Source organism: Acinetobacter sp. V104_13 (genome assembly GCF_031798995.1).
Taxonomy (GTDB): Bacteria; Pseudomonadota; Gammaproteobacteria; order Pseudomonadales; family Moraxellaceae; genus Acinetobacter; species Acinetobacter pittii.
The window spans coordinates 38,080-60,565 of record NZ_JAVQNP010000011.1; the positions used below are offsets into that span (position 1 = coordinate 38,080).

Annotated in this window: 21 protein-coding genes; 10 read left to right on the forward strand and 11 right to left on the reverse strand. The window is 40.6% G+C overall.

Annotated elements, in window-relative coordinates; translation table 11 throughout:
• The first annotated feature begins 7 nt into the window (after positions 1 to 7).
• The gene (locus tag RMB06_RS02485; RefSeq protein WP_119685531.1) at positions 8 to 667 is read left to right on the forward strand and encodes a riboflavin synthase; all 660 of its coding nucleotides are present in this window, start codon (positions 8 to 10) and stop codon (positions 665 to 667) included.
• A gap of 58 nt (positions 668 to 725) precedes the next feature.
• Here RMB06_RS02485 and RMB06_RS02490 read toward each other — a convergent pair whose 3' ends face one another.
• The 4 genes from RMB06_RS02490 to RMB06_RS02505 all read right to left on the reverse strand — a co-directional run bounded on the left by RMB06_RS02490 (position 726) and on the right by RMB06_RS02505 (position 3,601).
• Positions 726 to 944: a hypothetical protein gene (locus tag RMB06_RS02490; protein WP_002121224.1), complete on the reverse strand. Its 219-nt coding sequence runs from the start codon at positions 942 to 944 to the stop codon at positions 726 to 728.
• A gap of 131 nt (positions 945 to 1,075) precedes the next feature.
• Positions 1,076 to 1,714, reverse strand: coding sequence for a hypothetical protein (locus RMB06_RS02495; protein ID WP_274862095.1), 639 nt, complete (start codon positions 1,712 to 1,714; stop codon positions 1,076 to 1,078).
• Positions 1,715 to 1,752: 38 nt separating this feature from the next.
• Positions 1,753 to 2,160: a DNA polymerase III subunit chi gene (locus tag RMB06_RS02500; RefSeq protein ID WP_002121193.1), complete on the reverse strand. Its 408-nt coding sequence runs from the start codon at positions 2,158 to 2,160 to the stop codon at positions 1,753 to 1,755.
• Entirely contained in the window at positions 2,153 to 3,601 is a 1,449-nt protein-coding gene (locus tag RMB06_RS02505; RefSeq protein WP_311078133.1) for a leucyl aminopeptidase, read from the reverse strand. The genes RMB06_RS02500 and RMB06_RS02505 overlap by 8 nt, the downstream gene beginning before the upstream one ends.
• A 143-nt stretch (positions 3,602 to 3,744) precedes the next feature.
• Here RMB06_RS02505 and lptF point away from each other — a divergent pair, with 143 nt between their 5' ends.
• The 4 genes from lptF (at position 3,745) to RMB06_RS02525 (ending at position 8,789) form a co-directional block, all read left to right on the forward strand.
• Positions 3,745 to 4,845: an LPS export ABC transporter permease LptF gene (lptF, locus tag RMB06_RS02510; RefSeq protein ID WP_002121169.1), complete on the forward strand. Its 1,101-nt coding sequence runs from the start codon at positions 3,745 to 3,747 to the stop codon at positions 4,843 to 4,845.
• Positions 4,845 to 5,915, forward strand: coding sequence for an LPS export ABC transporter permease LptG (lptG, locus tag RMB06_RS02515; protein WP_002121203.1), 1,071 nt, complete (start codon positions 4,845 to 4,847; stop codon positions 5,913 to 5,915). Before lptF ends, lptG begins: the two co-directional genes overlap by 1 nt.
• A 126-nt stretch (positions 5,916 to 6,041) precedes the next feature.
• Positions 6,042 to 7,589: a 2,3-bisphosphoglycerate-independent phosphoglycerate mutase gene (gpmI, locus tag RMB06_RS02520; RefSeq protein ID WP_005065710.1), complete on the forward strand. Its 1,548-nt coding sequence runs from the start codon at positions 6,042 to 6,044 to the stop codon at positions 7,587 to 7,589.
• Positions 7,590 to 7,604: 15 nt separating this feature from the next.
• The gene (locus RMB06_RS02525; RefSeq protein ID WP_002121269.1) at positions 7,605 to 8,789 is read left to right on the forward strand and encodes a S41 family peptidase; all 1,185 of its coding nucleotides are present in this window, start codon (positions 7,605 to 7,607) and stop codon (positions 8,787 to 8,789) included.
• Positions 8,790 to 8,792: 3 nt separating this feature from the next.
• Here RMB06_RS02525 and RMB06_RS02530 read toward each other — a convergent pair whose 3' ends face one another.
• From RMB06_RS02530 to RMB06_RS02540, 3 genes are read right to left on the reverse strand one after another with little or no spacing between them, the layout of a single operon-like run.
• Positions 8,793 to 10,205 (reverse strand): sigma-54 dependent transcriptional regulator, encoded by a 1,413-nt coding sequence (locus tag RMB06_RS02530; protein WP_311078139.1) that lies wholly within the window; start codon positions 10,203 to 10,205, stop codon positions 8,793 to 8,795.
• Positions 10,206 to 10,228: 23 nt separating this feature from the next.
• On the reverse strand, positions 10,229 to 11,797 hold the full coding sequence (locus tag RMB06_RS02535) for a PAS domain-containing sensor histidine kinase (RefSeq protein ID WP_311078141.1): 1,569 nt from the start codon (positions 11,795 to 11,797) through the stop codon (positions 10,229 to 10,231).
• Between the two features lie 10 nt (positions 11,798 to 11,807).
• Positions 11,808 to 12,443 carry a response regulator gene (locus tag RMB06_RS02540; protein WP_002121174.1) on the reverse strand — a complete coding sequence of 212 codons (636 nt, stop codon included), beginning with the start codon at positions 12,441 to 12,443 and terminating at the stop codon, positions 11,808 to 11,810.
• Between the two features lie 212 nt (positions 12,444 to 12,655).
• Between RMB06_RS02540 and pbpG the strand changes: the two genes are divergently transcribed.
• On the forward strand, positions 12,656 to 13,702 hold the full coding sequence (gene pbpG, locus RMB06_RS02545; protein ID WP_139111793.1) for a D-alanyl-D-alanine endopeptidase PBP7/8: 1,047 nt from the start codon (positions 12,656 to 12,658) through the stop codon (positions 13,700 to 13,702).
• Between the two features lie 103 nt (positions 13,703 to 13,805).
• Here the strand turns inward: pbpG and thrC are convergent, their stop codons facing one another.
• The 4 genes from thrC to xerD all read right to left on the reverse strand — a co-directional run bounded on the left by thrC (position 13,806) and on the right by xerD (position 18,427).
• The gene (gene thrC, locus RMB06_RS02550; protein ID WP_002048893.1) at positions 13,806 to 14,945 is read right to left on the reverse strand and encodes a threonine synthase; all 1,140 of its coding nucleotides are present in this window, start codon (positions 14,943 to 14,945) and stop codon (positions 13,806 to 13,808) included.
• A gap of 54 nt (positions 14,946 to 14,999) precedes the next feature.
• On the reverse strand, positions 15,000 to 16,301 hold the full coding sequence (locus RMB06_RS02555) for a homoserine dehydrogenase (protein ID WP_002121263.1): 1,302 nt from the start codon (positions 16,299 to 16,301) through the stop codon (positions 15,000 to 15,002).
• Between the two features lie 243 nt (positions 16,302 to 16,544).
• Positions 16,545 to 17,360: a DsbC family protein gene (locus tag RMB06_RS02560; RefSeq protein WP_311078150.1), complete on the reverse strand. Its 816-nt coding sequence runs from the start codon at positions 17,358 to 17,360 to the stop codon at positions 16,545 to 16,547.
• A gap of 146 nt (positions 17,361 to 17,506) precedes the next feature.
• The gene (gene xerD, locus RMB06_RS02565; RefSeq protein WP_017385870.1) at positions 17,507 to 18,427 is read right to left on the reverse strand and encodes a site-specific tyrosine recombinase XerD; all 921 of its coding nucleotides are present in this window, start codon (positions 18,425 to 18,427) and stop codon (positions 17,507 to 17,509) included.
• Between the two features lie 143 nt (positions 18,428 to 18,570).
• Between xerD and RMB06_RS02570 the strand changes: the two genes are divergently transcribed.
• The 4 genes from RMB06_RS02570 to murD all read left to right on the forward strand — a co-directional run bounded on the left by RMB06_RS02570 (position 18,571) and on the right by murD (position 22,463).
• Positions 18,571 to 18,834, forward strand: coding sequence for a FeoA family protein (locus RMB06_RS02570; protein WP_002121198.1), 264 nt, complete (start codon positions 18,571 to 18,573; stop codon positions 18,832 to 18,834).
• Positions 18,831 to 20,684, forward strand: coding sequence for a ferrous iron transporter B (locus RMB06_RS02575; protein ID WP_005079453.1), 1,854 nt, complete (start codon positions 18,831 to 18,833; stop codon positions 20,682 to 20,684). Before RMB06_RS02570 ends, RMB06_RS02575 begins: the two co-directional genes overlap by 4 nt.
• 20 nt (positions 20,685 to 20,704) lie before the next feature.
• The gene (locus RMB06_RS02580) at positions 20,705 to 20,956 is read left to right on the forward strand and encodes a DUF6587 family protein (protein WP_032005839.1); all 252 of its coding nucleotides are present in this window, start codon (positions 20,705 to 20,707) and stop codon (positions 20,954 to 20,956) included.
• Between the two features lie 160 nt (positions 20,957 to 21,116).
• Complete coding sequence (murD, locus tag RMB06_RS02585; protein ID WP_262452801.1) at positions 21,117 to 22,463, forward strand: UDP-N-acetylmuramoyl-L-alanine--D-glutamate ligase; 1,347 nt, start codon at positions 21,117 to 21,119, stop codon at positions 22,461 to 22,463.
• Positions 22,464 to 22,486: the final 23 nt, after the last annotated feature.

The window sequence follows — 22,486 nt, forward strand, 5'->3', positions numbered from 1 at the left end:
TTGAGCCATGTTTACAGGCATTATTGAAAGTTTAGGTAAAGTAGAAAGCCTGCAAAGTGTAGGTGGTGATGTGCGTCTACGTATTCAGACAGATCTGGATATGTCTGATGTACATTTGGGTGACTCAATTGCAACCAATGGTATTTGCCTCACAGTGATTGAATGGGGCGATAACTGGTACGCGGCAGATGTTTCTCGTGAAAGTTTAAATCGAACAACATTGGGTAATTGGAAAGTTGGGCAACGTGTCAATGTTGAAAAGGCAATGTTACCGACAACGCGCTTTGGTGGGCACATTGTAAGTGGTCACGTTGATGGCGTAGGTGAAATTACTGTAGTACGTGAAGACGCTCGTTCAATCTATTATGAAGTTACAGCACCGACAGAACTTGCTAAATATTTGGCGGAAAAAGGTTCTGTAACCGTTGACGGAATTAGCTTAACGATTAACCACTTACGTGGAAATGTTTTAAGCTTGAATTTGATTCCGCATACCGCAGAACGTACCAATATTGGAACGTGGCAAGTAGGCAGTAAGGTCAACCTTGAAGTCGACGTGTTGGCGCGTTATATCGAGCGTTTATTGCTAGGTGATAAAGCAGCTGAGCAAAAAACTGAGTCAAATATTAGTATGGCTTTTTTAGCTGAAAATGGTTTTTTAAAATAAAAGCCAGATCATCAAAATAAAAAACCGGATATATGTTCCGGTTTTTTATTTTTAAAAATTAATGCTTAGTCAGAGTAACCGAATGTGTGCCGACCCATGGTTTAGTATGCTGAGTACGTGTAATTGAAAACTCACCTTTTTCCGACGCTCGTGTCAGCAAGATTGAAAGCGAATTAAAGTCGTTATGACTCATATAAAGTTCTTGTGCTGAAAATGTCCATTGCTCACCCTGATTAAGCTGCTCAAGTTGCTTTGAAATCTGATGCGGAATGTCCATTTCTTACCCTCATTAATTATCTTAAATCACCACTTTCTATTCTCATAATCAGTTGATCTACAAGAATAATATTTATGTCTATTTTGTGACATATAGGTGTCAGTTTTATGACAGAAGAAGTTTTAAAAACTTTACTTCTCTATTTTTTCATCAGAAAACTTAGAGTTCTTTAAAATATATTCAATTTCTTCTTGAGCTGCTGAATGGAGTTTGGCTCGGAAAGCCGCTACAGACTCTTCAATTAAGTTTTCAGCTTCAAGTTCTAAACGAATGCGTAAACTTTCAAGCTCAGATAAGATTTGATCATCGGTAATACTAAGTTTTACGCCAGCAGAGTAATTGACTGCTGGGGTTTCAGGGTTTTTCTGATAACGTGCAGTTTGTTCTGCAACTTCTTGTTCTAAATGGCTACGTAATATCTGTAATGTTTCAGTCTGTTCATTAAACTGGCGAACTTCGTCTGCTTGCAACTCCGCAGCATAAGCAGCTTCTGATGCACGTTTGTCAGCAAGTGCTTTTTCTAAAGCGAGCTGACGACGGATACGTGCTTGCTCAATAAGCTCTGCTTTAAGGTCCGCGTAAGCTTGTTCAATTTTCTGCTGTGATTCTAACTGCGCTTTTTCGTCATTTAAAACCCAAAGCTGAATAGGGGTTTGGGGTTCTAATAAGTCACAAATACGTGCCAGATCCTGTTGATAGGCATGACGGACAGCTTCAGGCGCATTTAACCATCTTTTTTTAAAATCTTGCCCGACATTTAATGCCACCATGCTTCTCCTTTGTTCAACAGTATTTACATTTTAGCGCGTTATAATTTAAAGGTCCGCGGTTCTATACCCAAACGGCGATACATTTTAAATTTTTCTCGGCCAATTTGCTTGGCTGTTTCATTATTTTCAACAATTTCTATAATGTGGCTAAAATGATCAACTTGTTCAAGTGCATGATTGTTAAAATTAAATACTAACAAGCCTTGTTCAAGCGGTTGTTTAGCCGAAATACATACAGCAGCTTCAGCTTGGTCAATGCCATGCGCAATGAAACTTGCAGGGTCGAAATCCCATAATCTTTCATCAAGAGTTTGTTGTAGCTGCACATCTGGGCAATACCACCAGATTTTAGGATGCTTCTGCAAAATCTTTCGGCATAAACGGCAAGCACTATCGACTTGCCGTTCTTCACTGGTTTCAAACAGATAAAAACTAACTTTAGCCATTCGTATCTACACGATTCGCTAAAAATTGCATGAGTAATGGTACTGGGCGACCTGTTGCACCTTTAGCTGGACCAGATAACCATGCTGTTCCTGCTACATCTAAATGAGCCCAACGGTACTCACGTGTAAAGCGCTCAAGGAAACATGCTGCCGTAATTGCACCGCCGTATGGACCGCCGATGTTCGCAATGTCAGCAAATGGTGAATCAAGTAATTCTTGATAATCCTCAATCACTGGCATACGCCATACACGGTCAAATGATTGCTCACCCGCTTGTTGAAGTTCAGCTGCTAAAGCATCATCTGGTGAGAACAAACCACTCAGTACTTTACCTAAAGCGACTACACATGCACCAGTTAATGTTGCGATATCAACCACAACTGCTGGGTTGAAGCGTTTGATATAGGTCAATGTGTCGCACAGTACCAAACGACCTTCTGCATCGGTATTTAAGATTTCAACTGTTTGTCCGCTCATGGTTGTCACAATATCACCTGGGCGAGTTGCTTTACCTGATGGCATGTTTTCTGCAGCTGCAATTGCTCCAACGACATGAATAGGAAGTCTTGCCTCGCATAGCGCGCGAATAGTACCTAGTACAGAGGCTGCACCGCACATATCGAACTTCATTTCATCCATGCCTAGGCCTGGTTTTATAGAAATACCGCCTGTATCAAAAGTAACGCCTTTACCAACAAGCACAACAGGCGCTTGATCGATTCCTGCTTGGTATTCGAGTGTTACGATACGACCTGGACGTTCAGATCCTTTGCTGACTGCAAGAAAAGCATACATACCTAAATCAGCCATTTGCTGTTCATTTAAGACAGTTACTCTGAGTAAGTCAGGGAATTCTGCAGCTAAAGCTAATGCTTGTTCTGCCAAATATTCAGGGAAGCAAATGTTACCTGGACGGTTTCCAAGGTCACGTGCATACGACTGACCAGACTGTACGGCATGCACTAAAGCCAGTTGTTTTTCATCGAGGCTCGTCGTTGAACTAATTAAATCAACCTGTTGTAACACAAATTCATTTTTTTTCGATTTAAACTCATCATAACCATAAGCTGCTTGAGTTAAGCTTAAAGCGAATAAATAATGGTATTCGACAGGTAACGCAGCAATATCAATCGCGATATGCTTAAATTTATTTTGTGTCGATTTGATAATGGTTTGGGCAAGTTTAGCGAGCTTAACTGCCTGAAGTTCGGCTGTTTTTCCTAAGCCAAGTAATTGGCTATGAGGTTGATTTGAAACCTGACCGAATAAAGGCAGAGTTTCATTGAAGTTGCCTTTGAATTGGGTGGCAGTAAGAACGCTTTCTAGGTTATTGATTTGATATGTGTTGATGTTGCTTTGTAGCTGTTCTGAATCAACTAAAACCCACAAAGATTCATTAGATGTCTGTTCGGGAAAAGTTGTATAAGTTGTAAATTTCATGGCTGCCGTGATTGCCTATAGAAAGTTATGTTGGATTAAAACATTGAAACACTTTCAAGCATAGCGTTGCAATGTGCGGTTTTATATTTTTAACATTCGGGTAAACTAGCACACGTCCCGATTAGCCTTTTGGAAGTATTACTTTGATTATTCGGCGTTATCTCGTCAAGCAAGTTGTCTCTACCTCATTGGTGGTCATTTCTTTACTGACCTTAATCATGATGGGTGGTCGTCTGATCAAATACTTTGGTGTGGCGGCGCAGGGGCGCTTAGATGCCAGTATCTTGTTTAGCATCATTGGATATCGGTTACCTGAATTTCTAACACTCATTTTACCACTGGGTTTTTTCATTGGTTTAATGTTGGTGTTTGGTCGTTTATATGTTGACCATGAAATGGCTGTATTAAATGGTAGTGGTGTAAGCCGTCATCAATTAGCACGATTACTCATTCCAATGACGCTGGTTTATATGGTATTTCAGTCTGTGCTTATGCTCTGGATGACGCCATGGGGACTACGCGAGTTTGAAAAACTGACAACTACACAAGCTGTTCGGACAGGTTTCGATTTGGTTCGACCAAGAGAGTTTATTTCTTCTGGGCCATATACGATCTATGCAGGTTCATTGTCAGAAGACCGAAAGAATTTGAAGGATATTTTCTTTTATCAGCGCGCTGCTAAAGAAGATAAGCCAGATGTTATGATTTTGGCAAAAGAAGCGACTCGTGTAGAAGTTGCAAATGACACCGCCAATGTCGTTGATCTGGTACAAGGTCGTCGCTATGAAATATTCCCAGGACAACCAAAATATACACAAGCAGAGTTCCAGTCTTATCGTCTACGTTTAGAAAATGACAAAGATGTTAAGTTTGAGAGTGGCGATGTAGAAGCACTATCAACAACAAAACTCTTTTCAAAAACAAATGATCCAGTCATCAGAAGTGAGTTGGGATGGCGTTTATTTGGGCCATTCACCATTGTTATTGCGCTAATGCTCTCAGTGGCATTGTCTGAGGTGAGTCCACGACAAGGCCGTTATTACCGTCTTATTCCGGCGATTTTTATTTTTTCCAGTCTGATCGTATTAATGATTGCAATCAAGACTCGTATTAGTAAAGAAGAACTCGATATTTGGGCTTATCCTGCCGTGTTAGTTGTGTATGGCGTTGCTGCCGCCTTATTCTCACGTAAGCAGAAGTTAGGACCAAAAATCAAGAAACAGATCAAGCGAGTGAAATTATAATGTTAGCACGTCGAATAGTCGCCAAATATGTGACGAAAACCACTGCGCTTGCGATGTTTGGCACCACAGTTGTTTTGTCCATTCTTCAGGTCTTATTTACATATCTTGGCGAGTTGGGTGAACTCAAACCAGACTATAACGCATGGCAAGCTCTCGTCTATGTTTTGTGGGGAGCTCCTCGCTATCTCTATGAAATTTTACCTATCTCTGCCTTGATTGGTGCTGTGATTGGGCTGGGCTCATTGGCAACGAGTAGTGAACTCATTGTTATGCGTTCAGTCGGTGTTAGCTTATGGCGTATTGTCGGTTGGGTTATGCGCTCAGCTTTACTGCTTATTATTTTGTCGTTTGCTTTAAGTGAATGGGTTATCCCTTACACGAATGAAAAAGCACAAAGTGTTAAAAGCCATCGTTCAGTAGCTGCTTTAGGTGAAGTTAAAGGTTATTGGTCACGTGAAGGGCAGCGATTTATCTATATCGACTATGCTAACTCTCAAGGCAATTTAAGAGACATTCAAGTGGTCGACTTTGACCAGAACTATTACTTGCAATCATTAATTAATGCTCAGCAAGGACAGTTTATTAAAAATGGTCAATGGGCTTTGAAAAAAGCTGAACAAATGGACATTTTGGCGGCAGGAAATGCCATCAAAACTGACCATGAAGAACAATCGCTTGCTTTAGCATTACAGCCTAAATATGTGCATATGGTGACTTTAGATCCTGAAGATTTATCGCCAAGCCAACTGATTAGCTTTATGCGTTATATGGATGAATATAGTCAGGTACCAAAGACGTATCAATTGGCTTTCTGGCAAAAAGTTGCTTCGCCATTTTCACTTATCGCATTAGTTCTCGTGGCGTGTTCTTTTATTTTTGGACCGTTACGCCAACAATCAATGGGTTTTCGTTTGGTGATCGCATTGTTTATTGGTTTGAGTTTCTATTATTTGCAGGATTTCTTGGGCTATGCGAGCTTGGTTTATTCTCCATCTCCAGCATGGTTCGTACTTGTGCCTATCTTGCTAATGTTTGGTGCCGGAAGTTATTTGCTTTACCGCGCTCGCTAGAAATAAGTGATATTTATGGTTTTCATCAATCGCGGATATTGGTGAAAGCCATAGGAATAAATAGAGTCTTGACCGAAAATTCGGTAAGATATTGTGACGAAATTGTAGACAAAAGAGAAATTGATTATGACGGATGCAACTGCTGGCAAGATCCCTCACGTTCTGGTCATTATGGATGGTGTTGGACACCGTGAAGCGATTGAAGATAATGCTTTTCTTGCAGCAAAAACACCAAATTTGGCGGCAATGAAAGCCAAGCATCCGAATAGTCTAATTTCTGGTTCAGGTGAAGATGTTGGATTGCCTGATGGGCAAATGGGGAACTCTGAAGTTGGCCATATGAATCTTGGCGCTGGCCGTGTGTTATATCAAGATTTTACCCGTATTACTAAAGATATCCGTACTGGTGACTTTTTTAAACATGAAGTGTTGATCGACGCTGTTGAAAAAGCCAAAGCTGCTGGCGGTGCTGTTCATATTATGGGACTACTTTCAGAAGGTGGCGTCCATTCACATGAAGATCATATTGTGGCGATGTGTGAGCTTGCATTAAAACGCGGTGCAAAAGTTTACTTACACGCGTTCCTTGATGGTCGTGATACACCTCCACGCAGTGCTCAGCCGTCTTTAGAAAAATTAGATGCATTATTTGCTCAATATCCGGGCCAAGGCCGTATCGCAACTATGATTGGTCGCTACTTTGCAATGGATCGTGACAACCGTTGGGATCGCGTTGAGCAAGCTTATCGCTTGTTAACCGAAGGTGAAGCACTTCGTACTGCACAAACCGCAGTTGAAGGGTTGGAATTAGCTTATGCAGCCAACGAAAATGATGAGTTTGTAAAAGCGACTCGTATTGGTGATATTGCTAAAGTTCAAGATGGTGATAGCGTTGTATTTATGAATTTCCGTGCTGACCGAGCTCGTGAAATTACTCGCGCATTTGTAGAGAAAGACTTTGCTGGTTTTGAACGTAAAGTTGTACCGAATCTTTCTAAGTTTGTGATGTTAACGCGTTATCAGGCAAGCATTGATGCACCAGTTGCCTACATGCCAGAAGCCCTCAAAAACTCATTGGGTGAGTATTTATCTTCTTTAGGTAAAACCCAGTTACGTATTGCCGAAACTGAAAAGTATGCACATGTAACATTCTTCTTTAGTGGTGGCCGTGAAGATGAATATCCAGGTGAAAAGCGTATTTTAATTCCGTCTCCAAACGTTGCGACATATGACCTTAAGCCAGAAATGAGTGCTTATGAAGTCACTGATGAGTTGGTTAAAGCGATTAATTCGGGTGAGTACGACTTATTAGTTGTGAACTATGCAAATGGTGATATGGTCGGGCATACAGGTGTATTTGATGCTGCGGTTAAAGCAGTTGAAGCGGTTGATACTTGTTTAGGTCGTGTCTATGAGGCAGTTATGGCGAAAAAAGGCCATATGCTCATTACTGCTGACCATGGTAACGTTGAACAAATGCAAGACTATGAAAGTGGGCAAGTGCATACTCAACATACAACCGAGCTTGTGCCGTTTATCTATGTTGGTCCAACACAAGCAACAATTGCAGAAGGTGGTGTGCTTGCAGACGTAGCACCGACAATTCTCAATTTAATGAAGATTCCTGTTCCTGCCGAAATGCAAGGACGTAATCTGATTACACTATCTGCATAAGTTAAAGGTGATTGGATGCTGCAACACATTAAATATAAAAAACTTATTGTAAGTATGTTGCTGTGTTGCAGCCAATTTACCTTTGCAGCGCCAGTTGTAAAAGAAAAAATGTCACCTTTGCATTCGGATTCGGAAGAACCGGAACATAGCTATGCAGAGGTGCCGATCGAGTCGATTCAACAGTTTGTGCAAATCTATGGAATTGTTCGAGATAACTACGTTGATGTGAAATCTGACGATGCCTTGTTTCAACAAGCCATAAAAGGGTTAGTGAGTGGGTTAGATCGTTATTCGCGTTATTTATCGGCAGAAGAATATCGCCAACTGATTCAATACACAGAGGGTGATCTTGCATCAGTTGATTTTGCATTAAGCCCTGAATCACATGCTCATAAATGGATGATTCGTGATCTTAAAACCGGTTCTGATTCCTATAAATTAGGTTTGAGAAATGGTCAGACGATTCTCAAAATTGATAACCAAGATTTAAAAAATTTAAACCAAGATCAGGTGCTTGGACTACTTTACGGTTCTATAGGAAGTACACTTCAAGTACAAGCAGAAGAGCTAAACGGAAACATTAACTTAGTCCGTAATAAAAAAATAGAAACCGATATAGAACCTGTAATGTTACATAATCAGGTGCTCGTACTCAAAATTAGAGTATTCCAACAAGACACTGCTAATGAAATTAAAAGATTAATTGAAGAAAACAGTTCTCCACGTTTAAAGGCTGTTTTAATCGATTTGCGAAACAATCCGGGTGGGTTGTTATCGGCAGCAGTTGAGTCAGCAGATTTATTTTTAAATAACGGAATTATTGTTTCGACCAAAAGCCGTTCGGAAGGTAACCAGCAGTTTCAAGCTTTGCCCGGTAATGAATTTCAGAATATAAAACTGGGTATATTAATTAATCACCGCTCTGCATCGGCGGCAGAAGTTTTTACTGCGGCCATGAAAGAACACCAGCGTGCTTGGGTGATGGGTGAAAAAAGTTATGGAAAAGGTGTAGTACAAAAGCTATTTCCTTTGCCAAGTGGGGCGGCTCTACAGATGACGGTCTCTCATTACTACACGCCAAATGGCAATATGATTGAAGGTCAGGGTATTCAACCTAACCAGACCTATCCATTACCTGCAGAAATGAAAGAAGACGTATATTTAGAGCGCGTTGCAGATTTATTTCTAAAGAGGAAGTAACTTTTATACTTCCTCTCCCATTTCAGTATCTAGGCCAAATTTTTTGAGTCGATAGCGCAAAGAACGGAAAGTCATTCCTAACTTTTTAGCCGCTAAAGTTCGATTCCAATGCGTCATGTTCAGAGCATTCAGTAAAATATCTTTTTCGATATTTTCTAAGTAGCGTTCTAAACCCTCCATTGGAAATTTTGGGTGAGTCTGAACAGCCGGTGTTTGATTTAGTTGTTTCGTTACGATTTGCGGGCTCACGCTACTGCCTCTAAGAGGAGGCGCTAAGTGTGTTAAATCAATGGACTTATCATCACTTAAAGTAATAGCTCGTTCAATCATATTTCTTAATTCACGAACGTTACCCGGGAAGTCTTGCTGCAATAAGTAAGTCTCAGCGCTCGCTGTTAATTGCTTGCTTGAAACTCCCCATTCCGTACAAACCTTTTGAATAAAATGATTGGCCAATAGCAAAATATCTCCACCACGGTCACGTAGTGGCGGCAACATAATATCCATAACATGAATACGGAAAAATAAGTCCTGACGGAATTTACCTTGTTGAACTAATACATCTAAGTCTTGGTGACTGGCACTGATTACTCGAAAATCGACATCAATTTCCTGATCTGAACCTACTGGGCGAATCTTTTTCTCTTGTACTGCGCGAAGCAATTTAACTTGCATACTTAAAGGCAATTCGGCAATTTCATCTAAAAATAAACTGCCGCCATGTGCCGATAAAATCAGACCTTGTTTGTCTTGAGTCGCACCAGTAAAGCTCCCTTTTTTATGCCCAAAAAGTTCACTTTCCATGAGCTCAGTTGGGATTGCTCCACAGTTAATTGCAATAAATGGTCCTTCACTGCGGTTGCTTAAGCGGTGAATCAGATTAGCAACCACTTCTTTGCCGGTACCAGACTCACCTGTAACAAACACAGGTGCTTGGGAGCGGGCTATTTTTTTTATAGCTGTCCGTAAGTTTTGTATAGGTGGTGAACGCCCAATTAATAAGTCATTCTCTAGAGTTGTTTCACCAAATTCATGCTCTGGTTTTGGCTGGTTAAGCGCCTTTTTTAACAATTGATCTAAATGAATTTGGTTAATCGGTTTGCTGACAAAATCAAAAGCTCCCGCTTTTAGTGCTGCAATTGCAATATCCATATTGCCGTATGCAGTTAAGACTGCAATGGGTGTGTGTGGGTAAGTTTGAGAAACATGTTGAACCAATTCTAAACCACTACCATCAGGTAGATTTAAATCGGTCAAGCACGCATCGTAATGAAACTGAGTAAAGAGCTGTTTGGCCTGTTCAACCCGATAAGCAAGATGTGTCTTAATCCCCATTCGTGCAAGAGTCATTTGCATTAACAGGCACAAATCTTCTTCATCGTCTACAAGCAAAACGAGTGGTTGCTGTTCTGCCATTTCCCCAAAAACCTAATAAAAAATCAATATATTATTGGGCATTCTATTCTGAAGCATGCCCCTTGTTTTTGCTCTACATAAGTGAGCTTTGCATGGTTTGCCTCACAAAAACTATGAGACAAATATAATCCTAAACCAGTTCCATTAATTTCGGTACTAAAAAATGGTTTAAATAATTGAGATATATCACGTTTTGAAACACCTTCACCGTAATCGATCACATCAATATAAATTTTATTTGTTTGTGAATGGATATTGATCAGAACATAGGGCGAATCGGGTGCATTGTGTCGTAGAGCATTCCTAACAAGATTAATTAGCACTTGTCTGAGTTGCTTTTCATCAAACAATAGCTTTAAGGATAAATCAGAACTTTTAAGCTGGATTGCATGTTTAACATCAGATAAATCTTCATCTAAGAATGTTTTTATAAAGTCGTTTAATTCAATCTGGATGGGATACGTTCTTTCACTACGGGCAAGTCCTAACGTATCTTGAACAATACTATCAATGCGTTTTGTTTGCTTGCCAATCATATTGCGCAAAGTGTTTTGCTGTTCCACATCACTGTCTTTGAGCAATTCATTTGCTTGAACAATGGCTGCAAGAGGATTACGGATCTCATGTGCAATACTTGCTGAGAGTTGTCCTAAAGCGGCAAGTTTGAGTTGTTGAGCTTGCTGATTAATCTGCTGCGCATCTTGTAAGATGAGTAGTGTTAATGCTTGCTGTGGCACCAAAAGATGTTGCACTTTAATATTAATAGAGTAAGCCGACAGTCGAGACTCAAAAATAAATCGATCACCTTCTTTTAAGTTATCAAACTTAAGAATTTCAAATAAGTCAGCATGCCATTTTGCTAAGGGATATTTTTCACTGGCAAATTGAGGTGGAATTCCTAAAAGAGAGCAGGCGGCTGGGTTACTTAAAACAATGTCGTAGTTTTCATCTAGAACTAAATAGCCCTCTTCAATTTGTTCCAAGATATAGCGGTTAATATTTTGTAGTTGATAGAGTTCTATTGATTGATGGAAAGTTAGCGCTTCAAGTAATTTAAAGCGCTGGACCGCAATTTGTCCGATTCCATGTACTACAAAAAACAAGAATGCCAATAAGGCGCTATTACCAATCGTATTTAAATTATTGTAGTCAAATAAACTGCCAACGAAGCGTTGGTAAATAACCGCAATGACTGCAAGTAATGTAATGAGCAACGACATTCTTGCGCTAAGTAAAATGGCCGAAGTAAATATGGCAATAACATAGAGCAAGCTGAGTTGAAGATTTGGTTCACCTACAGAAAATGTAAGTAAACTCAGACAGATAATATCAACTACAAAAAATAAAATGAGCTGCCTTGTGGCCTGAGTGGCAATAAACTTAAAACATAAAAGTTGAAGAAGGCTTAAGAGCGAATAGCCGAGTAGTGTGTAAGAATATAGAGCGGGTTGTTGTAGACTATTGTCGATTTGAGCATCGGTTAAAACCAAAATAATATTCAGGCTAACCGCAATAATAAGGCGATATAAACCATACCACGTGCCCAAACGAAATATCGTATGGGACAAGGATGAGTTTACGGGAAATTGCATGTAAGTCTGATTAAGGCTTGATCAGACCGTAACGAATCGCGAGATGAGTTAGTTTAACATCACTATCAATGGCTAGCTTTTCAAAAATACGGTAGCGGTAAGTATTCACTGTTTTGACACTTACAAAAAGTTTGTCTGCAATTTCTTGAGCGCTAATACAATTTACAACCATCATTGCAACTTGCATTTCTCGTTCAGAGAGAGAATCAAAAGGTGATTGCTGTGTGTCGGATAAATAAGAACTTGCTAGTTGCTCCGCAATATCGGCACTAAAGTATTTGCCGCCTTGCATCACTTTATTAATAGCCCGAACCATTTCGGTAATTGGAGCACCTTTGGTAATGTAGCCTTTAGCTCCTGCTTTAAGCAAAAGAGAAGGGTATGGTTCTTCTGCTAAGCCACTGACTGCAATCACTTTTGTATCTGGTGCTGTTTGCAGTAAACGGCGGGTTGTTTCTACGCCACCGATGCCAGGCATATTGACATCAAGTAGCACAACTTGAGGATGTTTCTGACGAACAATAGCAATTGCTTCTTCACCCGATTCGGCTTGTCCAATGACCTCTACATCGGCATGATCTTCTAACATACGGCAGATACCTGTACGTACAAGTTCATGGTCATCCACAACTAAAACTGTAATCAAGAAGACCTCCTTTCTTTCAAAAAACAAGTTTTTTGTTACATAAAGCAAAATTAGCTTGCAATGGAATGACAAAATTAGCAATCCTATTCTTATATAGTGAGCGAATAGTTGTGCACAATTGTGTCGGTAAAAGCGTTATACCTTATACCTCAAATGTAAGGCATAATTATAGTAAGCGCAAATGTGTATCACCCTGAGTCGAGTATTGTGCCGTGAAAAATTCTAAAAAGTCTTTAATGCATGTGCTAAGCATGTCTATTTTGCTTAGTTTGAGTTCAACAAGCTTTGCAGAACTCGTCAATAACCCGTCCTCAGGGAGTAGTGGTACTGCAAGCTTAAATTGGTCTTCAGCTGATGCTAGCCAATTTTTAAATGATGAAGATGACGAACCTACTCCGCAAGGCTCAACATCGGTAACCACAACTTTGCGTGGTGGTAGTGCACCGAAAATTGTAGCATCTGCACCGAAAATTGCTCCAATCCGTGATACGACTGGTTACAATGCCCAGCCAAGTGTAAGCGCTCGAGCTGCACTTGTGATGGATGCGCAAACTGGTGAAGTGCTCTACAGTAAAAATACCAACGCTTCTGTGCCAATTGCCTCTATTACTAAGTTGATGACAGCAGTTGTAACGGCAGATGCCCGTTTAAACATGTCAGAAGAAATTACACTTGAGCAAATCGATTTTGCTGGTGCAAATGGTAAAAACTCAAGTTCAACCTTACGTGTTGGCGACAAGATGAACCGTGCAGAAGTTCTTCTGTTTGCTCTAATGAAATCAGAAAACCCAGCAGCGGCGGCTTTAGCACGTACTTATCCGGGTGGTCGTCCTGCATTCGTAGCTGCAATGAACGCTAAAGCACGTGCTTTAGGCATGAATGCAACTCACTATTACGAGTCAACAGGTTTAGATCCACGTAATGTGTCTTCTGCGCGTGACTTAGGGATTTTGGCAAGTACAGCTTCTCAATATGGCTTGATTCGTCAGTTCTCAACTACACCAACTTATGACTTTAACTTAGGTTATCGCGTGTTGAAATCTAACAATACCAATGCTCTTGTACGCAATGGTGGTTGGAATATTAACTTGTCTAAAACTGGATATATTAATGAAGCAGGTCGCTGTGTTGTGATGCACACGACTGTAAATTCGCGTCCAGCAGTCATTGTATTACTGGGTGAACCAAGTACACAGGCACGTAATAATGATGCAACTAACTTGCTTGGTTGGTTGAGCAATTTGCCAAAACGTATTTAATTTAAATATTCAAAAAACGCTTCTATTAAGAAGCGTTTTTTTTGGTTATAAAAAGACATAAAAAAACGGCTGTGTTGAACAGCCGTTTTTGAAAAATCAGATCTTACATATTAGATAAAATCGAATCTTTTACTTGGTCCATTGTTGCATCAATTGACAACATCACTGCATCAGCACATTGTTTGATTGCAGTGTCAGGATCTTTCAAGCCATTACCAGTTACTGTACATACAATTACAGAACCTTCAGCAATTTTACCCGCTTTAATATCACGGATCGCACCGCCGATAGAAGCAGCAGACGCTGGCTCAACAAATACGCCTTCATACATAGAAAGTAAGCGTTGAGCTTCTAAAATTTCGCTGTCTTGAAGTTCATCAAACCAGCCTTTAGAGTCACGTACTACAGCTTTTGCATGGTTCCAGCTTTGTGGATTACCAATACGGATTGCAGTTGCAACAGTTTCAGGGCTTTCAACTGGAGCGCCACGTAAGAATGGAGCTGCGCCAGAAGCTTGGTAACCCACCATAGTCGGTAAACCTTCTGGTTTTGGACCAGTGAATTGATCAGTCGCAGCATCATAAATCACTTGTTCAAACTGATCAGCAGGTTGGTTTGCTACAGCTTCGGTATAACCCATCCAGTGAGCGGTGATGTTGCCTGCGTTACCTACAGGTAAGCAATGGTAATCAGGTGCACGGCCTAAAGCTTCAACGATTTCATAAGCAATCGTCTTTTGACCTTGCAAACGGTAAGGGTTGATTGAGTTTACAATCGTTACAGGCGCTTGATCAGCGACTTCTTTTACAAGACGCATACCATCATCGAAGTTACCACGAATTTGCATAGTAATCGCACCATACATCATCGCTTGTGCCATTTTACCCATCGCAATTTTGCCTTCTGGAATCAAAACAAATGCTTTGATACCTGCACGTGCAGCATAGGCAGCAGCAGCAGCAGAAGTGTTACCAGTAGATGCACAGATAATCGCTTTAGAGCCTTCTTCAACCGCTTTGGTTACAGCCATGGTCATACCACGGTCTTTAAATGAACCAGTTGGGTTTAAACCCTCATATTTCACATAAATTTCAACATCTTTGCCAATAATACGTGGAATATTCTCAAGTTTAATGAGTGGGGTGTTGCCTTCACCCAAAGAGATAGCACGAGTAGTTGCCGAAACTGGCAAACGGTCACGATAACGATCTACAAGACCAGTATAACGATTGGCATTAGACATGATGGTGTTCCAATTAGAGGTGAAGCGGGAGAGGGAATCTTTCCCTCAACCTGATTAACTATCGAGCGATTCTAAACGAATTCTTACGATTTCGCCACGAATTGCAGGTAATGCTTGGATTTGTGCAAGAGCATCATCCATTTTTGATTCAACGATTGGATCGGTCAGAATCACGATTGGAATAAGGTCTTTTAAACGAGATTGTTGCATGATCGCATCAATACTAATTCCAGCGCGACTTAAGATGGTAGTAACATCTGCAAGTACGCCAGTTTGGTCTTCTGCATTTAAGCGGATGTAATAACCTGTGGTCATTTCTTCACGGCTTAAAATTGGCACATTGGTTAATGCTTCAAAAGCCAACTGAGGAATTGTTCCTGCACCGTCTTCGGTATAAGAGATGTCACGAACAATATCAATAACGTCGGCAACAACCGCAGAAGCTGTAGGACCTGCGCCTGCACCCGCGCCATAATAGAGTGTTGGACCTACGGCATTTGCCTGAACTAACACAGCATTTTTAACGCCGTTTACATTCGCAATAAGCTGTTCATCTGGAATAAGTGTTGGGTGAACACGTAACTCAATACCTTTTTCAGCACGACGTGCAATACCAAGATGTTTAATGCGGAAACCAAGATCTTCGGCATATTTCACATCTTGCGCAGTGATTTTGCTGATACCTTCGGTATAAACCTTATCAAATTGAAGAGGAATACCAAACGCACAAGACGCTAAAATTGTAAGTTTGTGCGCAGCATCAATACCTTCAACGTCAAAAGTTGGGTCTGCTTCTGCATAACCGAGTTCTTGAGCTTCTTTTAATACATCATCAAATGCACGACCTTTCTCACGCATTTCAGTCAGAATAAAGTTACCTGTACCATTAATAATGCCAGCCAACCATTCGATATGGTTTGCAGCAAGACCTTCACGGATCACTTTAATAATTGGAATACCGCCAGCAACTGCTGCTTCATAAGCAATTTGCACAGCATTGTCTTCTGCTGCTTTAAATAATTCATTGCCATGTTCAGCGAGTAACGCTTTGTTTGCAGTCACGACTTGTTTGCCGTGTTTGATCGCTTCCATGATAACTTCGTAAGCAGGGTGGATCCCACCCATAACTTCTACAACTACATCAACGTCTGGTTGACGAACGATGTCAAGTAAATCGGCGCTTTGTTTAATCCCTTCCAATTCAAGATCTGGACGAGGGCGGCGTGTTCCAACGTGGGTAATTTGAATTTCTCGACCGGTGCGACGTTTAATTTCAGCGGCATTTTCTTGTAGTAGTTTAAGGGCTCCTCCACCTACGGTTCCTAGACCGAGTATTGCCAGGCGAACTGGTTTCACGTCACACTCCATTCATCATTTAATCATTTAGTTGAAGCTAGATCATAGCTAAAAAAAACGCCAGACTCTAGCGCTTTTAGTGCCTGTTCAATGAATTAGAGTGCGATGTTTGGAAAAGAAGAGTAGATCAGTCTTTAAACAGAGGTTGTTTAAATATTAATTATTGAAAAAACAAAGCGCTGCAATCAGAGCAGCGCTTTTTAAAAGAGATAGATGATTAATCATTCATCAGCCTAAAGGATGTTATTTATCCAGACGTTTAATTAATTCATCTGGTGTTAGGTATCCACCTAAGTACTCGCCATCAACATTATAAATAGCTGGTGTTCCATTTACACCCATGTTTAAGCCAAGTTGATATTGTTCACGAACAGGGTTTTTACATTGAGCAGGTGGGATATTGATACCTTGTACTGCTTGGTTAAAGGCGGCTTTACGGTCTACACTACACCATACAGCTTCCATGGTCGGCATAAATTGTTCACCGCGTGGCCAAGCGATATAGCGTACCTCAATACCTTTTTCATTAATTTCAGGTAAATGCTCATGTAATTTGTGGCAATAAGGACAGCTTGCATCGGTAAACACATAAATCACATGTTTAGCCTTACCACCTTTAGCTGGGTAGACGATCAAATCTTCATTTTTTAAAGCAGCAAGATGCTTTTTATTTTCTGAAGCTTGAAGATTATCGCCAATATTATGCAGTTCTTTACCGCCTAAACGAATGACATCACCTTGAATCAGGTATTTGCCATCACTGGTTGTATAAATCGACGTCATTCCTTCGAGATTTACCCAATATAAGTTAGGAACTTCAGTAGGCTTGATATCTAAAATTTTGGCGTTAATGTTTGCATTCTTAAATTGTTTTTGCAAAGTTTCAATTAAACGCTGTTTAGCATTGCGTTCAATGATAGTTGAAGCTTCCCCAGTAGCAGGTGCGGTCGCAGTGAGCGCATCTTCTTTTTGTGGTTTGTTTTCTTTAGAACAAGCACTGAATAACAGGCTAGAAGCCAAAGCACAGGCAAGAAACAGTTGAGATCGGGTAAAAGACATAGATAACCCTTATTTCATCAGTATTTATAGTCAGAAGCTGCTAAGCATAACAAAAAATCTAGTGTGTATTGTTAAAACTTTCTTAACCTTTGTGAACGAAATCAATTGATTGTTGGGTGTATTTCAAATAATAAGTTTTAAATTTTTTAACCTCTAGGATGATGTTTTTCATGCAATTGTTGCATTCTTACTTGTGCCACATGGGTATAGATTTGAGTAGTTGATAAGTCACTATGGCCCAATAACATTTGTACTACGCGTAAATCGGCGCCGTGATTGAGCAGGTGTGTTGCAAAGGCGTGACGTAAGGTGTGAGGTGAGAGTTCAGCTTGAATATTGGCTTGTAAGGCGTAACGCTTAATGGCATACCAGAAGTTCTGACGGCTCATAATTCCGCCGTGTTGAGTTAAAAAGAGATAGTCAGTAGAGCTTTTATAGAGTTGAGGTCGAGCATCCTGCAAGTAGCGTTCTACCCATTCACAAGCAAATTGCCCTAGCGGGACCAAACGCTCTTTATTACCTTTACCCGTAATTCTTAAATAGCCTTGTTTTAAGTTAATAAGTTCTAGGCGCAAGTTCAGCAGTTCTGAAACACGTAAACCACATGCGTAAAGAACTTCAAACATTGCCCGATCACGTAAACCAAGTGCCGTATCAATATCGGGGGCCTGAATCAGTGCTTCGACATCTTCTTCAGATAGATCTTTGGGTAAGGCTCTGCCAATTTTTGGAGAATGATGGGTTGCTACAGGATTATCGCTTCGTAATTTCTGTTCACGTAAAAATTTGTAAAACTGGCGTAGGGCAGATAAGCAACGGGCAATCGAGCGCGGGCTTTTTCCAGCTTTAGTCAACTCAATCAAAACATCAGCGATATCATCACTTGTCCACTCTGGAAGAGCTGATTTTTTATGAAGTTCACTACATTGAATAAGGTCGGATAAATAAGCATTACGTGTATGTGGACTTACCGTCTGAGCAACGAGATAGTCACGAAAACCTTGTAAAAAGCTCAAATGTTCAGGAATTTGAACAGGGCTTGGAATACGCGGTTTTTTATTCAACATACACTAGATCCTCTAAACCTCTGTACTGTAAAAGAAACTTTAAGGTTTGTCGATTAAACTAGATAAGAAGTGAAATTTAACCTTATTTGGTAATTATTCTCATTTATATGTATACTATTAAAAAAGGTTTAGGATCGGATGCGGTGCGTTTATCAGCTTTAAAAGTGAAGCAAGCGGCGACCATCACCAAAGTGAATCGGATAGAACTAGAGTCCGAGCAGCAAGATTTGGTCGCAATTCGTTTGGAAAGTCTGGGCTTTGTACCGGGCACACGAGTGGAAGTGATTACCAAAGGTATTTTTGGTGGTGATCCGATCTTAATCCAAATTGGCTTTACTCGTTTCGCTTTACGTAAAGCAGAAGCGGAAAAAATTGAAATTCAAGTAGAAGAAGGAGTACCCGCATGAGTGATGCGTTACGTATTGCCCTTGTGGGAAACCCTAACTGTGGTAAAACCTCTCTTTTTAACCATTTAACCGGAACTCGACAAAAAGTTGCAAACTATGCAGGCGTAACGGTCGAGCGTAAGGTTGGTCATTTTCAGTTGCCTTCAGGCCGAGCCGTGCGTGTACTCGATTTACCGGGTACATATAGTCTTAATGCAACCAGTCCCGATGAAGTGATTACCCGTGATGTTTGTTTGGGTAAAATTGCAGAAGAAGGTCAGCAAGATGCCTTTTTGTGTGTGGTTGATGCCACTAACTTAAAATTGCATTTAGGACTAGTACTCGAAATGATCGAGTTAGGTCGTCCGATTTTACTTGTACTGAATATGATGGATGAAGCGCGTCGTCGTGGCATCCAAATTAATACTCAAAAGTTGTCTCAACGTTTGGGCGTGCCAGTTGTTGAAACAGTTGCCGTCCGTAATGCGGGTATTGAAAATCTATTACATGCCCTTGATCAAGAAAAATACAGTGTGCCACAAACCGAACTAAGTGGTTTAACTGGAACTCATCATCAAAAAATCGATATGATTTTTAAAGATGTAGTTCATTATGTTGATCAGGGAGATAAGCGTACTGATTTTCTAGATCGAATTTTCTTACATCCGGTTTTAGGCCTACTTAGCCTTGCCATCATGATGTTTATTGTGTTCCAAGCAGTGTTTGCATGGGCAGCTCCATTCATGGATGGTATTGAAGGCTTCTTCGGTTGGCTTGGTGAGGTAGTGGGAACTGTGATTACCCAACCACTACTGCATAGTTTAGTTGTTGACGGAATTATTGCAGGTGCGGGTGGCGTAGTTGTGTTCTTGCCACAAATTTTGATCTTGTTCTTCTTTATTTTGGTATTAGAAGAATCGGGCTATTTACCACGTGCAGCATTCTTGCTTGATAAATTAATGTTCCAAGCTGGTTTAAGTGGCCGTGCCTTTATTCCTTTACTTTCGAGCTTTGCTTGTGCAGTACCGGGAATTATGGCAACGCGTAGTATTAGTGACCCTCGTGATCGTTTTACGACCATTATGGTTGCGCCTTTAATGACTTGTTCGGCACGTTTACCCGTCTATGCCTTGCTGATTGCTGCCTTCATTCCAGAGAAAATGGTCTGGGGTATTTTTAACCTACAAGGTTTAGTGCTTTTTGGTCTGTATATGGCTGGTATTGTGAGTGCGCTTTGCGTTTCATTTTTAATGAAGTTTTTGCAAAAAGATAAATCGCAACATGCGTTACTGCTAGAGCTACCAAGTTATCGTTTTCCTGATTTAAAAAGTGTGGGAATCGGTTTATTGGATCGTGCAAAGATCTTCTTGAAACGCGTCGGTGGAATCATTTTTGCGCTCTCTATTTTGCTCTGGTTCTTGTGTACTTTCCCGCAGCCACCAGAAGGGGCGACATTACCTGCCATAGATTATAGTTTTGCAGGTATGCTCGGACATCTTATCCAACCTTTATTTGCTCCAGTTGGTTTTAACTGGCAAATCTGTATCGCCTTAATCCCAGCTATGGCTGCTCGTGAAGTGGTTGTCGCGGCATTAGGTACAGTTTATGCCTTGTCTGCAACAGATGATGATGCTGTGGCACAAGGTTTGTCACATCTGATTAGTGCAGATGGAACAGGTTGGTCTTTGGCAACAGGTTTATCACTTTTAGTGTGGTTCATTTATGCTCCACATTGTTTGGCAACACTGGCAACGGTACGTCGCGAAACAGGTTCATGGAAACATGTTGCAGCTATGACTGCATATCTGTTTGGTTTAGCTTATTTTGCATCGTTTGTTACCTATCAAATTGCTTCCCACTACTGGGGCTAAAGCAATAAAGGAGGTTGTATATGGTTCAATATCTGATTATTGCGGTTTTAGTGATTTGGAGTGCTGTAGTTGTTTTTAAGAAAGTATTTCCAAAAACAGCAAATTCAGTCTTTTCTTCACTCTCTGCATTTTGCGAAAAGCAAGGTTGGGTAACCTTGGCAAAATGGCTTAAACCGAAAATGGCCTTTGGTTGTGCTGGCGGTTGTGGGTGTTCAAGCGAAGATAAACCTACCAATACAGTTCAAGAAATTAAGCCGATTAAATGGCAATAAATTTTGTATTTCTTGTTTCGTTTAAAAAGCCATCATATTGATGGCTTTTTTACGCACTGACACAAAAAAAGATGAATAAAGTTCAAACTGAAAAAGCATTCAAAACAGCAAAGTGCTAACATTTTTGCCATTCTGTCGATTGATAAATTGTGGGGCAAAAATGTTAATACAACGTGGTGGGTTAAAAGTTGTAGCAGGCTTGGGAATATCAGGCGTTTCTGCTGTAAATTTCCTGCATGAACAAGGCTACCAAGTTGCAGTAACAGATTCTCGTCCCACGCCACCAGGGCATGATCAGATCCCAGCTGGCGTTAAAACCAGTTTTGGTCAACTTGACCAAGAATTATTATTACAAGCAGAAGAAATTATTTTAAGCCCAGGCCTTGCACCGCAATTACCGGAAATTCAGTCAGCTATTGCTAAAGGTGTTTCTGTGGTAGGTGATATTCAATTATTACGCCGTGCAACCGATGTTCCTATTGTAGCGATCACGGGCTCTAATGCTAAAAGTACAGTAACGACTTTAATTGGCTTAATGGCTAAAGATGCGGGTAAGAAAGTTGCCGTGGGTGGCAATCTTGGACGTCCGGCTCTAGATTTATTAAAAGATCAACCTGAGTTAATTGTACTTGAGCTATCAAGTTTTCAGCTAGAAACCACGTCTCACTTAAATGCTGAAGTTGCTGTGGTTCTCAATATGAGTGAAGACCACTTAGATCGTCACGGCAATATGTTGGGTTACCATCAAGCAAAACACCGTATTTTCCAAGGTGTTAAAAAAGTAGTATTTAACCGTGATGACGCTTTAAGTCGTCCTCTTGTTCCAGATACTACACCAATGCAAAGCTTTGGTTTAAATGCACCAGATTTAAATCAATATGGTGTTTTAAGAGATGGTGATGGCACGCTTTGGCTTGCACGTGGTTTACAGCGTTTAATCAAAAGCTCAGATTTATATATTCAAGGCATGCATAACGTAGCAAATGCTTTAGCTTGTCTCGCATTAGGAGAGGCAATAGGCCTGCCTATGGAATCTATGCTTGAAACCTTAAAACAATTTAAAGGGTTAGAGCATCGCTGTGAATATGTAAAGACTGTGCATGATGTACGTTATTACAATGATTCTAAAGGCACTAACGTTGGTGCTACGCTTGCAGCAATTGACGGTTTAGGCGCTGCCATTGAAGTGAAAAAAGGTAAGGTTGCCTTGATTTTAGGTGGGCAAGGTAAAGGTCAGGATTTTGGCCCATTACGTTCTTCTATCGAAAAATATGCCAAAGTTGTGGTATTGATTGGTGAGGATGCTTCGGTGATTGAACAAGCCATTCAAGGTGCAACCAAAATTTTACATGCAGCAACGCTTAAAGAAGCTGTAGAGCTGTCTCAACGTGAAACACAGGCCGAAGATGTGGTGTTGTTATCACCAGCATGTGCAAGTTTTGATATGTTTAAAAGTTATAATGACCGTGGTCAGCAGTTTGTTGCCTGCGTCAATTCGTTGGTTTAAAGAAAACATGATTAGGAATGTAG

Bases quoted from the DNA above. Each gene is read 5' to 3' on its own strand.
- RMB06_RS02490 (WP_002121224.1), bottom strand. From the start codon at position 944: ATGGACATTCCGCATCAGATTTCAAAGCAACTTGAGCAGCTTAATCAG.
- RMB06_RS02485 (WP_119685531.1), top strand. From the start codon at position 8: ATGTTTACAGGCATTATTGAAAGTTTAGGTAAAGTAGAAAGCCTGCAA.
- thrC (WP_002048893.1), bottom strand. From the start codon at position 14,945: ATGTCTAATGCCAATCGTTATACTGGTCTTGTAGATCGTTATCGTGAC.
- RMB06_RS02495 (WP_274862095.1), bottom strand. From the start codon at position 1,714: ATGGTGGCATTAAATGTCGGGCAAGATTTTAAAAAAAGATGGTTAAAT.
- xerD (WP_017385870.1), bottom strand. From the start codon at position 18,427: ATGTTGAATAAAAAACCGCGTATTCCAAGCCCTGTTCAAATTCCTGAA.
- lptG (WP_002121203.1), top strand. From the start codon at position 4,845: ATGTTAGCACGTCGAATAGTCGCCAAATATGTGACGAAAACCACTGCG.
- RMB06_RS02530 (WP_311078139.1), bottom strand. From the start codon at position 10,205: ATGGCAGAACAGCAACCACTCGTTTTGCTTGTAGACGATGAAGAAGAT.
- RMB06_RS02560 (WP_311078150.1), bottom strand. From the start codon at position 17,360: ATGTCTTTTACCCGATCTCAACTGTTTCTTGCCTGTGCTTTGGCTTCT.
- RMB06_RS02505 (WP_311078133.1), bottom strand. From the start codon at position 3,601: ATGAAATTTACAACTTATACAACTTTTCCCGAACAGACATCTAATGAA.
- murD (WP_262452801.1), top strand. From the start codon at position 21,117: ATGTTAATACAACGTGGTGGGTTAAAAGTTGTAGCAGGCTTGGGAATA.
- RMB06_RS02535 (WP_311078141.1), bottom strand. From the start codon at position 11,797: ATGCAATTTCCCGTAAACTCATCCTTGTCCCATACGATATTTCGTTTG.
- RMB06_RS02575 (WP_005079453.1), top strand. From the start codon at position 18,831: ATGAGTGATGCGTTACGTATTGCCCTTGTGGGAAACCCTAACTGTGGT.
- RMB06_RS02500 (WP_002121193.1), bottom strand. From the start codon at position 2,160: ATGGCTAAAGTTAGTTTTTATCTGTTTGAAACCAGTGAAGAACGGCAA.
- RMB06_RS02580 (WP_032005839.1), top strand. From the start codon at position 20,705: ATGGTTCAATATCTGATTATTGCGGTTTTAGTGATTTGGAGTGCTGTA.
- RMB06_RS02525 (WP_002121269.1), top strand. From the start codon at position 7,605: ATGCTGCAACACATTAAATATAAAAAACTTATTGTAAGTATGTTGCTG.
- gpmI (WP_005065710.1), top strand. From the start codon at position 6,042: ATGACGGATGCAACTGCTGGCAAGATCCCTCACGTTCTGGTCATTATG.